This is a genomic window from Maribacter sp. X9 (genome assembly GCF_048537565.1).
Taxonomy (GTDB): domain Bacteria; phylum Bacteroidota; class Bacteroidia; order Flavobacteriales; family Flavobacteriaceae; genus Maribacter.
Genome location: NZ_CP183215.1, coordinates 768824 through 781675 on the forward strand (window position 1 = coordinate 768824; position 12852 = coordinate 781675).

At 38.8% G+C, this 12852-nt stretch carries 11 protein-coding genes; 7 read left to right on the top strand and 4 right to left on the bottom strand.

Translation table 11 applies throughout. The features are described from left to right. Together ACNR9Q_RS03280 and ACNR9Q_RS03285 are read left to right on the top strand one after the other, a co-directional pair. A complete protein-coding gene (locus ACNR9Q_RS03280) occupies window positions 1–867 on the top strand; it encodes a fructosamine kinase family protein (protein WP_419213180.1) in 867 nt (288 codons plus the stop codon). 58 nt (window positions 868–925) lie between these two features. Continuing rightward, window positions 926–3061, top strand: coding sequence for a PQQ-binding-like beta-propeller repeat protein (locus tag ACNR9Q_RS03285; RefSeq protein ID WP_419213181.1), 2136 nt, complete (start codon window positions 926–928; stop codon window positions 3059–3061). On the opposite strand, the gene ACNR9Q_RS03290 is transcribed toward ACNR9Q_RS03285, so the two are convergent. Next, entirely contained in the window at window positions 3051–4244 is a 1194-nt protein-coding gene (locus ACNR9Q_RS03290) for an NlpC/P60 family protein (protein WP_419213182.1), read from the bottom strand. The genes ACNR9Q_RS03285 and ACNR9Q_RS03290 overlap by 11 nt on opposite strands. Before the next feature lie 56 nt (window positions 4245–4300). On the opposite strand from ACNR9Q_RS03290, the gene ACNR9Q_RS03295 reads away from it, so the two are divergent. The 4 genes from ACNR9Q_RS03295 to ACNR9Q_RS03310 all read left to right on the top strand — a co-directional run bounded on the left by ACNR9Q_RS03295 (window position 4301) and on the right by ACNR9Q_RS03310 (window position 8106). Further along, complete coding sequence (locus ACNR9Q_RS03295) at window positions 4301–5530, top strand: DNA cytosine methyltransferase (RefSeq protein WP_419213183.1); 1230 nt, start codon at window positions 4301–4303, stop codon at window positions 5528–5530. Further along, entirely contained in the window at window positions 5527–6135 is a 609-nt protein-coding gene (locus ACNR9Q_RS03300) for a hypothetical protein (RefSeq protein WP_419213184.1), read from the top strand. The genes ACNR9Q_RS03295 and ACNR9Q_RS03300 overlap by 4 nt, the downstream gene beginning before the upstream one ends. A 75-nt stretch (window positions 6136–6210) precedes the next feature. Next, a complete protein-coding gene (locus ACNR9Q_RS03305) occupies window positions 6211–7629 on the top strand; it encodes a PQQ-dependent sugar dehydrogenase (RefSeq protein WP_419213185.1) in 1419 nt (472 codons plus the stop codon). A 102-nt stretch (window positions 7630–7731) separates the two neighbouring features. Further along, window positions 7732–8106: a hypothetical protein gene (locus ACNR9Q_RS03310; protein ID WP_419213186.1), complete on the top strand. Its 375-nt coding sequence runs from the start codon at window positions 7732–7734 to the stop codon at window positions 8104–8106. A gap of 49 nt (window positions 8107–8155) precedes the next feature. On the opposite strand, the gene ACNR9Q_RS03315 is transcribed toward ACNR9Q_RS03310, so the two are convergent. From ACNR9Q_RS03315 to ACNR9Q_RS03325, 3 genes are read right to left on the bottom strand one after another with little or no spacing between them, the layout of a single operon-like run. Then, window positions 8156–8599, bottom strand: a complete 444-nt coding sequence (locus ACNR9Q_RS03315) for a GNAT family N-acetyltransferase (protein ID WP_419213187.1) — start codon at window positions 8597–8599, stop codon at window positions 8156–8158. Further along, window positions 8599–9528: a cation diffusion facilitator family transporter gene (locus tag ACNR9Q_RS03320; RefSeq protein ID WP_419213188.1), complete on the bottom strand. Its 930-nt coding sequence runs from the start codon at window positions 9526–9528 to the stop codon at window positions 8599–8601. Before ACNR9Q_RS03320 ends, ACNR9Q_RS03315 begins: the two co-directional genes overlap by 1 nt. Window positions 9529–9535: 7 nt before the next feature. Beyond that, window positions 9536–9967, bottom strand: coding sequence for an RpiB/LacA/LacB family sugar-phosphate isomerase (locus ACNR9Q_RS03325; protein WP_419213189.1), 432 nt, complete (start codon window positions 9965–9967; stop codon window positions 9536–9538). A 646-nt stretch (window positions 9968–10613) separates the two neighbouring features. Here ACNR9Q_RS03325 and rnr point away from each other — a divergent pair. Then, window positions 10614–12806 carry a ribonuclease R gene (gene rnr, locus ACNR9Q_RS03330; RefSeq protein ID WP_419213190.1) on the top strand — a complete coding sequence of 731 codons (2193 nt, stop codon included), beginning with the start codon at window positions 10614–10616 and terminating at the stop codon, window positions 12804–12806. Window positions 12807–12852 lie beyond the last annotated feature (46 nt).

Below are 12852 nucleotides of genomic sequence, written 5' to 3' on the forward strand. Positions count from 1 at the left end.
TTGAACAAGCAGTTTCTTGACCATATTTCCTATGTACTTTGTGTAAAAATTAATCAGGTAAAGCCCTTGTCCGGAGGTGATATTTCTAAAGTTTTTTTGCTGGAAACCGAAACGGAACGTGTCGTTTGTAAACTTCATGAAGGCACCGATGCCCTCAAACTTTTTCAATCCGAAAAAAAAGGATTGGAGGCCATCGCCAAGACCAAAACCATTGCCACGCCTAAGGTACTACATTGCGAGGCATTGGAAACGGGAGCCTTTCTCTTGATGGAATATGTGGAAACCAAAAGACCGGAAGCTGCAGATATGGAACTATTGGGGCATCACTTGGCAGCACTGCACACCAATGGTACCGCGAAGGATTTTGGTTGGGCTACCGATAATTTTATTGGAAGTTTGCCGCAATCGAATACCACCCACTCCTATTGGGCCTCTTTTTATACCCAGGAAAGACTACTACCGCAACTGCATTTGGCGTTTAAGAATCAGCTATTGATTGATGACGAAATTCCATCCAAAACAAAAATTCTAGATCGTTGTACCCACTATGTAGGTGATGCCCAGCCGGCCCTACTCCATGGAGACTTATGGAGCGGTAATTTTTTGATCAGTTCCGCGGGGGTTCCCTTTCTGATCGACCCTGCCGTGTATTATGGCCATGCAGAGGTGGATATGGCCATGACCAAACTTTTTGGCGGCTTCTCCAGACCGTTTTACAATGCCTATCGCGAGCATCTTTCCGTTCCTAAAAATGAGGATCAGCTCACCGACCTGTACCAACTCTACTATCTGTTGGTCCATTTAAATCTTTTTGGGACCTCCTATTATGCCCAAGTGATTTCCCTCCTGAACAGGCTTTTTAAATAAGGCCATGTTTTGTAGAAAGCTTCGTGCTTTTTGCTACTTTTAAGAAACAGCAACCCTTATGGCCCTTTCTAAACTTACCACACTATTCACAACACTAGCCCTTATTTTGGCCGTAGGCTGTTCCACCAAACAGGGGAAAAATCCCAAAAAAAAGTATACGACATGGTCCTCCTATTTGGGTGATGCGGGGCGAAGCCATTTCACGATCCTTGACCAGATAACCCTAGAAAATGTGTCGCAATTAACGGTTGCCTGGCGTTATAAAGCCCCGGACTGGGGACAGATGCAGATGAACCCGTTGGTGGTAGATAGTATGGTCTATGGGGTAACCGCTGCGTTGCGCGTAGTTGCCCTTCATGCTGAAACCGGAAAAGAACTCTGGAGCTTTGGGGACTCCATACAAGTATGGCATTCTACGAGCCGGGGTGTTTCCTATTGGGAAAAGGGAAACGATAAACGTATTCTCTGTACCCGTGGTCCCCACCTTTTTGCCTTAGATGCGACGACCGGAAAACCGATTCCGTCCTTTGGGACCGAGGGCAAGGTAGATATGCGTTCCGGTATGCCGGATAGCGCTAAAAACAAATTTGTCATTTCCAATACGCCCGGCACCATCTTCAAAGATATCATCGTGATGCCCTTACGCGTATCCGAAGGGTCAGATGCCGCACCCGGGGATATCATGGCCTTCAATATCATCAGCGGAAAACCGGAATGGGTTTTTCACACCATTCCACACCCAGGCGAACCGGGCTATGAAACTTGGGAAGACTCCACAGCCTATAAAAGTCCAAAGGTGGGCGCGGCCAATAATTGGGCGGGCATGGCCTTGGATGAGGAAGCGGAAATCATTTATATTCCCACCGGTTCTGCCGCGCCTGATTTTTATGGGGGAGATCGCTTAGGCAGTAATCTTTATGCCAATTCCCTATTGGCCCTTAGTGCCAATACGGGAGCATATCTCTGGCACTTTCAATTTACGCACCACGATCTTTGGGATCGAGACCCTCCGGCCCCACCCAACCTCTTGTTGGTTGAACGTAATGGCCAAAAAATAAAAGCCGTTGCGCAAGTAACCAAACAGGGTTATGTTTTTCTGTTTGACCGAATCACCGGTGAACCTTTGTTCGATATCGAGGAGATACCCGTGCCTCCATCCACCTTAATCGGTGAAGTGGCCTGGGCCACCCAACCTATTCCACTACGGCCCAAACCTTTTGCGAGACAGTCCGTAGACTTGTCCGAGAAGGATATAAGTCCCTATGCCAAAAACAAGGAAACGCTTTTACAGTTTTTCAACGCTGCACAAAAAGAAGTCTATAGTCCGCCCAACCTCGATCCTACCTTGCTATTGCCCGGTTATGATGGGGCTGCGGAATGGGGCGGGGCGGGTTCCGCTCCAGAGGAAGGCATCCTTTATGTCAATTCCAACGAAATGGCCTGGAACCTACAAATGAAAGAGAATGCCCCAACGGCTGCCACGATGCCGCTAGGACAACAGCTTTACAATAATAAATGTATCACATGCCATCAGGCGGATAGAAAAGGTTTGGTGGCAAGCGGATTTCCGTCCTTAATCGACCTTCAGCTCCGGAAAAGCAAAGAAGAAGTGAACACCATTATCACACATGGCAAAGGGATGATGACCGGATTTCCTGAATTAACCGAAACTGAAAAGGATGCGCTCATTCGATTTCTTTTCGAAGAGGAAACGTCAGTAGCAACAACCGAGAAAATGGAAATGGTCAATGCCCAAGAGGAAAACCAGTATCAACATGGCGGCTACACTAAATTTTTGGATAGTAACGGGTTACCTGGCATTGCGCCGCCCTGGGGAACACTCCATGCCATCGATTTAAATACAGGTGATTTTCTATGGTCCATCCCCTTTGGTGAAACTTTATCGCTAAAGGAAAAAGGGTTTCCTACCACTGGAACCGAAAACTATGGAGGACCCATCATTACCCAGAACGGACTGTTGCTGATTGGGGCTACCAAAGATGGTTATTTTAGGGCCTACGACCGCCGCAACGGAAAACTGCTTTGGGAATATAAACTGCCCGCACCCGCTTTTGCCACGCCCTCAACGTATTTTTACAATGGAAAACAATATGTGGTCATTGCCTGCGGAGGGGAAAAACTAGGAACCGAAAAAGGAAATCAGATCATTGCCTTTGCGCTACCTAATCCTTGAAAAGATCTGCTTGTTTCAAGGAGATCAGACCTTCCTCTTCCTGTTGGAGAATACGTTTTGTACGGAGATAACGGTTTACGTTGTATTCATCATAGCTGGAATCGCTAGGGTCAACGCTACTGATACGGACCATGTTCGAAGAATGTATAAATTGGTTGTCACCGATCCACATGCCTACGTGAACCACTTTTTCTTCAGAGGAGTCCGTGGCCTTTCTTCCAAAAAACAACAAGTCTCCTTTTTCAAGATTCTCAAAATTGGCAACGGAATCCACCGCTTTTCCGGTATGTATCTGTTGTGATGCATCTCGCGGAATGACCATCCCGTTCAGAAAATAAATGGTCTTGGTAAAACCGCTACAATCGACACCTTTTGTAGAGGTTCCTCCCCATAAATAGGGTACTCCCATCAAGGTTTTGGATGTGGTGATCAAGGCATCGGCATCGGTCGTTAAAGCATCGGTCCAGGTTTGGTAATCCTGTGATTCTTCCGTAGCGACAAAAGCAATCCTACCATCGGGAAATTGGACCTTGTGGTAATCTCCATCGGTACCCAAAAACTGAAGTATATCTCCCGCAACCAAATCGGAAACCCTGTTTGTACCTTCGGTCGTTTGAAAAGCATGCCCGTAAGTTTTGGTATAGATAATCTTATCGGTCTTCTTCCATGTGGAAAATTTTTGCTCGGTCATCAACTGAAGGCCTCCTGCATCAACCCAGGATAAGTAGAGGTCCGGTGTTTGGATCAAATACCAGCTCCCTTCCTTTTTCAACACCTTTACCGGCGTACCCAATGTCGCTTGGGTGGCCAGTTCTGCGGAATGTTTGGGTTCGCTTCTTAAATTCGCTACCGATACATTGATGACTCCTTGTATTTTTCCCTCTAGTTCGGATGCTGGGAGTAGTACTATTTTATCATCAAATTGAATACCTTTCTCGTCTAAAGCCGATTTTAAAGAATCTACTGCGACCGGTAAATTACTTTCTCCTGCTAACGTAAATGAAGAGGGCCCTTTCAAAACCTCAATATTAAAAAGCGCAGTTCTTTTATCTGGGGCAAAAGTGTTTTTAACATTTTCTACTTCGATTAATATAGTCTCTTTATCCTTAATACTGCTAATACACGCCGTTTGAAGTATTATAAAAAGTATTGAAAAACCCTTGAAGAATGTTGTTTTGCCCATGTCTATCTTTTTATTTTTTAGTGTTGACCCCTTGAATTTATGTAAATTTAGCGCAAATGAAGAAACTTAAGGTTATAGAGCTTTTTGCAGGGGTTGGTGGTTTTCGTTTAGGTTTGGAAGACACTGAGCATTTTGAGGTCGTTTGGAGCAACCAATGGGAACCCAGTACAAAAACGCAACATGCGTCATTAGTTTACGAAGCCCGATTTGGTAGTGAAAATCATTGTAACGAAGATATTTCGGAGGTTAAAACCGCAATCATACCCGATGCAGATATATTGGTAGGAGGTTTTCCGTGCCAAGATTATTCAGTTGCTACCACGCTTCAAAACTCCAAAGGATTAATCGGTAAAAAGGGGGTGCTCTGGTGGAGCATTCATCGTATTCTTTCCGAAAAAAAAAATCCGCCGAAATATCTTTTTCTCGAGAATGTGGACCGATTGCTAAAGTCCCCTTCCAACCAACGTGGGCGAGATTTTGCGATTATGCTTAAAAGCTTGGACAATTTAGGGTATGCGATAGAATGGCGCGTGATCAATGCGGCAGATTATGGGATGCCACAGCGCCGTAGACGTATTTTTTTCTTGGGATATCATAAATCTACCGCCCTGTACAAAAAATTGAAAAAAGGAAATCCTGAAGAATGGATGTGTACGACTGGAACCATGGCAACAGCTTTCCCAGCGACTTCCACTTCCTCAAAAATCAACTCCTTTACGATTGAAGAGGATTTGGTGACCTTATCGGAAGAATTCAATAAAGGAGGTAAATTATCCCCGTTTCAAAATTCGGGCGTTTTTATAAACGGAACCGTTCATACGACTAAAACCACCCCGAATTACCATGGAAAAAGAGTGGTCTTAAAAGATGTTTTAGAAAAAGGGAAAATACCGGATGAATTTTTTATTCCCGAAAATGACTATCCTAAATGGGAATACTTAAAAGGGGCGAAAAAAGAAACCCGAACCGCCAAAACTGGTTTTTCCTATAACTATAGCGAAGGAGGTATGATTTTTCCAGATGCTTTAGATAATGCTTCAAGAACCATAATAACAGGCGAAGGCGGTAAAAGTCCGTCACGTTTCAAACATGTGATACAAACCAACAAAGGTTTGCGAAGATTAACGCCTAAAGAATTGGAACGCCTAAACATGTTCCCTGATCACCATACGCAGCTTGACGGAATCTCGAATACTAAACGGGCATTTTTTATGGGGAATGCCCTCGTAGTGGGCGTAGTTCAAAAGATAGGTCAAACATTATTCGACAAAATAAATGACTTGTGAAAAGCAAATTCACATCCGATTTAAAAAGAGAGAAACAACTTTCCCGATTATTGGATGTGTATTATCAAAAACACTTGGTTCATTATCATACAACACGTGTTCATGACCTTGAAAACCAACTAGCTGGGGTAGACGTGGTTTTTATACATAGGAAAACGCAAGACAAATTCTATATTGACGAAAAGGCCCAGCTAGATTATATAAATGATGATTTACCCACCTTTGCCTTTGAACTTGGATACTATAAAAAGAACGGCTTTAAAGAAGGTTGGCTTTTCGACCAAAGGAAAATCACTGATTTTTATGCCTTGGCCACAGCTATATATCAAGATGAGCCTCATGTTTTTACAACCTGTAAAATTACATTGGTGAATCGTGAAAAGCTATGTTCCTTTCTTGAGCAAAGGAAATTGACTAAGGCCGTTTTAGACAGCTATCTTTATGAAAATAAAGAACTAAATGGCAAATTAAAATTAAAAGAATTGAATTCTAGAACAGAAGGATATCTCTATTTTTCTAAGAACAATAAGGTTGAAAAACCCATCAATCTTGTTTTAAAATTAGATTTTTTGTTGGCCAATGCAATTGCAAAACGGTTGGTGTAATGGAATTCATTTATAGGTCTGTAAAACATTATTCTTATTTTGCGCTTTATCTTAATTATCCCTATATAAAAACGTATGAAAAAAATTATTCTAATAGTAGCTAGTATTCTTTGTATTGCTCTATCCTGCAATGAAAAAGAAATAAAAAAACCAGCTCCTTTAGAACGGCCAAATGTATTGACTAAACTTTTACCCGATGACGATAATGGAGGATTAGTTTTACCTAATGGTTTTGGCGCATTAGTAGTGATAGATAGTATTGGTCCTTCTAGACATATTGCTGTCAATAAGAATGGCGATATCTATGTAAAATTAAGGGAGCCAAAAGGACAGTTTGGAAATATGGCCTTGAGGGATACTACTCATAACGGTAAGGCAGATATAAAAAAAAGGTTTGGAAATTATCCAAACGATGGAACCTTTGCCACTGAAATGCGCATTCATAATGGCTATTTATACTTTAGCTCCGAGCTCGTTATTTATCGTCAAAAATTAAGTGAAACAGATTTAATTCCAGATGGAAACCCAGAGGTTATCTTAACCGATCCATTTCCCCTTCGTTGGCATAATGCAAAATCATTGGCGTTTGACGGTAGAGGCGGAATGTACGTTACCTTCAGTGCGCCAACTAATGCATGCGAAGACCCAGAATCTGTAGGAAGAATAAAAGGCCTTTATCCTTGTCCTGGTTTAGAAGTGCTCGGTAGTATTTGGAAATTTGATGAAAATCGTCTAAATCAGACCCAATATGACGGTGAAAACTATGCTATCGGTATACGAAGTATTGTGGGTATTTCTTGGAACGAAATGGACAATTCCCTTTATGCGGTCCAACACGGAAGAGATTATTTGCATAACCATGCTCCCGAGCTTTATACTAAATGGGAAAATGCCGTTTTACCAGCCGAGGAGTTTATTCAGATAGAAAAAGGGGATAACTTTGGTTGGCCCTACTCCTATTATGATCCCTTTAAACAAAAAAGATTAATTGCTCCAGAGTATGCTGGCGACGGAAAAACCACAGCAGAAGGTTACAAAGATCCGTTAATGGGTTTTCCTGCCCATTGGGCACCAAATGATTTATTGTTTTATAAAGGATCCATGTTTCCTAAACGCTATAAAAACGGAGCATTTGTCGCCTTCCATGGCTCTACCAATAGAAACCCCTATCCCCAAGCTGGTTACATCGTTGCTTTTGTTCCTTTTGAAAATGGAAAACCTACGGGCGAATGGGAAGTTTTTGCAGATGGTTTTACCGGCGTCGATACTGTTTTAGATATGAAAGACGCCATCTATAGGCCAATGGGTCTTGCAGAGGGTCCTGATGGTTCGCTCTATATTTCCGAATCAAGAAAGGGTAAAATTTGGAGGATTATCTTTGATGAAGAAAAGAAATCATTTGATAAAACAGACCTTTTGGAAATGGAGGAAAGAAAAAACAGAAGTTATATTAGAACTCCGGACAAAGTAAAAGATTTAGTTAGTAAAGGATAGTATGACCATCGTCTTGCGTTATAATGTCTTTTTAAATATTAACATATTGTTAATCAACCTTCAAAATTTGGAATTCTCTTTTTTTATGTTATCTTACTAGGTATGGTAAAAGTAGAAAAGTCAGAAAACACAGAATTTTTAGAAAAATCGATCCAACATTTAGAAGCTACAGGTTTTGAAAATATCAAGGCTGATATGGAAGGGTATGAAACCCCTAAATCGTATTCCAGAAAAGGAAAAGACGATAACATTACTCCAGATATCGTAGCGGTAAAAAATGGCAGAAAATACTATTTTGACATTAGTTTGAAATCTCCAAAAACACGCTTGTTGAAAACAAAATGGTTGTTCTTGGATACCTTAAGCAGAATGAATTCTAATCGCTTTAGAATTATTACTACCCGTGGACATTATAAGTTCACAGATACGATGTTGGAGGATATTAATTTATCCAATAAAAAACCAATTAAAATTTAATCTAAAAATCGCTTTGAAAATTAAAAACAGCCGCTATATGCGGCTGTTTTTAATTCTTAACCATTGCAAAATGGGGAATACCATCTTCTAAATACGTATCGCCAATTGATTTAAACCCTAGTTCCTCATAAAATTTCAAAAGATAGGTTTGAGCGGATATTTTAATTTGGGCAGTATTGAAATTATTCTGAACCGCAGCAATCGAAGCTTTCATAATATCCTTTCCATAACCATAAGAACGTTGGTCTGCAGCTACCGTTACCCTACCTATACTAGCGTGGTCAAAATAATCACCAGGCTTAAAAATTCTCGTATACGCTACTACTTTTTCTTTTTTGAAACCTACCACATGTAAAGCTTTAATATCTTTACCGTCCAAATCTTGATAAACACAATTTTGCTCTACGACGAATATTTGACTTCGCAATTGTAATAGACCATATAGCTCTATCGTATTCAATTCGCTAAATTCTTTTACCACTATTTCTAACATTAGTCCTGTACAATTATTTGTTTATTGTCACACCTTCCGAATTCGGGTTGAATGTTCACATGGTTAATTCCAAACTTATGATATAGTTCTTCTTGAATTTCCTCAAGAATACCATCGAATTTAGAAAGTGCAATATCTTGAGTAAAATCTATATGTGCTTCTAAATGAATTTGGTTTTCTGTTAATTGCCATATATGGACATGGTGCACATTATCGATCGGTTCAATTTTACCGATTACTTCAACAATCTTGTTGACACTTATTTCATTGGGTGTAAACAACATTAAAACTTTTGTTGAATCAATCAAAAGCGCATACCCCATATAAATAAGATATAATGCTATGGCCATTGTCAACGTAGGATCGACCCAATAGAGCGAGAAAAACTTCATGAGCAGACCCCCTATCAATACAGCTACAGATGCCATCATATCTGTTAACAAATGAAGATAGGCAGATTTCATGTTCATATTACTGTCTGCATCTTTCTTGATGAGAAAGACACTGAAGCCATTCGCTAAAATACCTACCAAAGAAAGCCAAATAACCAGATTGGATTCCACAGTTTGTGGCTCAATAAAGCGTTCTATAGATTCCTTTATTAAAATTACGGCGACTACGATTAAAGTTGCTGAATTGACGAATGCGGCAACAATTTCAGCCCTTTTGTATCCAAAAGTTTTACCAACTGACGCTTCTTTCTTTGAAAGTACATTGGCAATGTAACTTACTATCAAAGAAAGGACATCACTAAAATTATGTAAAGCATCGGAAAGTAAGGAGAGACTTCCAGATAATAGTCCGCCTACCACTTGTGAAAGGGTGATCAGCACATTTAATACAATGGAGATAACCAGATTTTTACCTTCTATTTTTGGATGTACATGCCCGTGTGCGTGATGATGATCGTGTTTGTGTTCATGACCCATAGATACTTTATTTTAAAGGAATTTTTTCAATTCTACGTTCATGTCGTCCACCGGAAAAAGGAGTTTTTAAAAAGGTAGCAACCATTTCAAGCGCTTGGGGCAAAGCAATATATCTTGCTGGTAAACTTAAGATATTAGCATCATTATGTTCCCTAGCCAATTCGGTTATTTCTTTGTTCCAACATAAGGCAGCTCTAACATTTTGCTGTTTGTTGGCTGTCATACATGCTCCATTTCCACTACCGCAAATCAAAATACCAAAATCTACACGTCCATTTTCAACATCTCCAGCGACAGGATGTGCATAATCTGGATAATCAACACTATCCCTACCATCGGTACCATAATTGGTAACTTCTATTTCCATAGATTTTAACAAACCTATAATGGCCAATTTGTATTCTGTGCCGGCATGGTCATTTCCAATAGCTATTTTCATAAGCGTATTGTTTAGAGGTTAATAGTTCACTAAGTTTCAATATGGGGGAGTAGTAAAACTTTGCTAAAGGTACGATAATCAGTAATTCACAACAAGCAGTACGTAGTTAACAACATTAATTATAGTACTATAATTAATGGTTGTTCATTAGTATGGTATAAGCCAAGTTTGTACTTTAATAAATTGTTTAAAAAAACTTATTTTAAAACTTGCTTTTTAATATTAATAACTGCTTACACTTTTAAACATTAAAAGAAGAAAAAAGGTTTTAAAAAGAGTTAGTTCATTTTCACCCGAACAAGGCCTCCCATTAACACTAATTTTACATTTAGTTATCAAATAATTCATGTTAACAGTGGTTATAAACCATTACTAATAACTTCTCAAATTTCTGATTTTCAATTATTATAACGACTAATAGTCTGTCAACAACTTTTAGTATATTATAAAATCAAGTAAATAGTATTTAAGTTATACCAGTTATGAACATCCTATAATAACCATCAATATTTAATTTAATTAAAAAGAAAAAATGTCCATTAGTATATAATTGTTGATAACAGTTGTGACAGTTAACTTTTCATGAAAAAGTTGTCTTTCAGGTAGTGGATTATAATTCGTAATTTTCCAACAAATAAAAAGTTTAATGTCGAAAAGAAATAAGAAGGCGAAGGATCATAGAAAAAATGAAATTACCAGAGGAATTTTTACAGTTCTGGAAAAAGAGCCTAGTAAAAGTTTTAATTACAAGCAAATTGCTGCTAAGATAGATATAACCGATGCCCAAGATAGAAATACATTAATAAAGCGATTAGCCGAATTAAAGGAAAAAAAGCGTATTCAGGAGATAGATAGGGGGCAGTATAAAGTTTTGGAAGATAAAAAGACCTATCATGAAGGTACGGTAGATCTTACAGGTAAAGGCAATGCTTATATTGTAGTAGAGGGCATGGATGATGATATTTTTATTCCCTCCAATAAATTGAACAAGGCCTTTCATAAAGATAAAGTTGAGGTCTATATACATCCTAGAAAGAAGAGCAAAAAATTAGAAGGTGAAATTGTAAAAATACTAGAGCGTTACAAAACCACGTTTGTGGGTATTGTTGATTTGCAAAAAACCTTTGCATTTGTGAGGCCTACGGATTTTAGAATGTACACCGACATTTTTGTTTCAAAAGATAAATTAGGAGATGCTAAAAATGGAGAAAAGGTACTAGTTGAAATTACCGACTGGCCCGAGAATGTTGATTCCCCTTTTGGGAAGGTAACTGAAGTTCTGGGTATACCTGGAGAACATGATACCGAAATTCATTCTATTCTCGCTGAGTATGGTCTACCATATTCCTTTCCTGTAGAAGTGCAACGCTTTGCCGATAGTCTGGACACGAGCATTAAACCAGATGAGATCGCCAAGAGAAAAGATGTAAGGGATGTACTTACCTTCACCATTGATCCAAAGGATGCCAAGGATTTTGATGATGCACTTTCTTTTAAAAAATTGGATAATGGAAACTACGAAATAGGAATTCATATCGCAGATGTTTCACATTATTTGGAAAAGGAAACTATTTTAGATGATGAAGCTTATGAGCGGGCAACCTCTGTTTATTTGGTTGATCGTGTGGTCCCTATGTTGCCAGAAGTATTATCCAATAATGCTTGTTCATTAAGACCTAATGAAGAAAAATATACATTTTCTGCTATTTTTGAATTAGATGATAAGGCTTTGATCAGAAATCAATGGTTTGGTAGAACGGTTATTAATTCAAATGAGCGTTTTGCTTATGAGGAGGCGCAACATATTATAGAAACCGGTAATGGTGAAATACCTGATGACGTTTCTATTAGGAATTCTGCATATAAAGTTTCTAATGATATAGTAGAAGCCATATTGACGATGGACGGCTTGGCGAAAATTATGCGCGATAAGCGTATGGATCAAGGTGCATTATCATTCGATAAGGTAGAGGTTCGTTTTAATTTAGACGAAAATAGTGAACCTATGGGGGTTTATTTTAAGGAATCTAAAGAAGCGAATAAACTTATAGAGGAGTTTATGCTGTTGGCCAATAGAAAAGTTGCTGAGTTTATTGGAAAACAAAAACCTAAGAAAACCTTTGTCTATCGAGTTCATGACGATCCAGATCCAGATAAGTTAATGGCGTTGAATGGTATTGTTTCTAAGTTTGGACATAAACTTGATTTTAAAGATAAAAAGTCAATTAGTTCTTCACTAAATCAGTTACTTCAAGATGTAAAAGGTAAGAAAGAACAGAATATGGTTGATACCTTGACCATACGTAGTATGAGTAAGGCTATTTACACTATTGATAATATAGGTCATTATGGTCTTGCTTTTGACTACTATACGCATTTTACATCACCGATACGGCGTTATCCAGATGTTATGGTACATAGGTTACTTCAGTATTATTTAGATGGTGGTTCGTCAGCTAAGGAAGAGGAATATGAAAAGAAATGTATACATTCATCCGATATGGAGTATCTAGCATCTAGTGCTGAGCGTGATTCGATAAAATATATGCAGATAAAGTTTATGCAGAATCATAAAGATGAGGAGTTTAGGGGGGTTATTAGTGGTGTGACCGAATGGGGAATTTACGTTGAGATCATTGCTAACAAATGTGAGGGAATGATTCGTATTCGAGACATAAAAGGAGATTATTATATCTTTGATGAAAAGCAATATGCTATTATAGGAGAACGTACCAAGAGGAGATATCAACTTGGTGATGAAGTAACTGTAATGGTTAAGAGTACTGATTTGGTTAAACGGCACTTGGATTTTGCTTTGATTCCAGATATAAATAATTGATTTGGAACGAATTTTGGTATAAGAAGGCTGAATTAGAAGTGTTAGT

What these genes read in the sequence shown, in the direction of transcription:
- ACNR9Q_RS03285 (WP_419213181.1), top strand. Translation starts at nt 926, where the DNA reads ATGGCCCTTTCTAAACTTACCACACTATTCACAACACTAGCCCTTATT.
- ACNR9Q_RS03290 (WP_419213182.1), bottom strand. Translation starts at nt 4,244, where the DNA reads ATGGGCAAAACAACATTCTTCAAGGGTTTTTCAATACTTTTTATAATA.
- ACNR9Q_RS03295 (WP_419213183.1), top strand. Translation starts at nt 4,301, where the DNA reads ATGAAGAAACTTAAGGTTATAGAGCTTTTTGCAGGGGTTGGTGGTTTT.
- ACNR9Q_RS03305 (WP_419213185.1), top strand. Translation starts at nt 6,211, where the DNA reads ATGAAAAAAATTATTCTAATAGTAGCTAGTATTCTTTGTATTGCTCTA.
- ACNR9Q_RS03310 (WP_419213186.1), top strand. Translation starts at nt 7,732, where the DNA reads ATGGTAAAAGTAGAAAAGTCAGAAAACACAGAATTTTTAGAAAAATCG.
- ACNR9Q_RS03315 (WP_419213187.1), bottom strand. Translation starts at nt 8,599, where the DNA reads ATGTTAGAAATAGTGGTAAAAGAATTTAGCGAATTGAATACGATAGAG.
- ACNR9Q_RS03320 (WP_419213188.1), bottom strand. Translation starts at nt 9,528, where the DNA reads ATGGGTCATGAACACAAACACGATCATCATCACGCACACGGGCATGTA.
- ACNR9Q_RS03325 (WP_419213189.1), bottom strand. Translation starts at nt 9,967, where the DNA reads ATGAAAATAGCTATTGGAAATGACCATGCCGGCACAGAATACAAATTG.
- rnr (WP_419213190.1), top strand. Translation starts at nt 10,614, where the DNA reads ATGTCGAAAAGAAATAAGAAGGCGAAGGATCATAGAAAAAATGAAATT.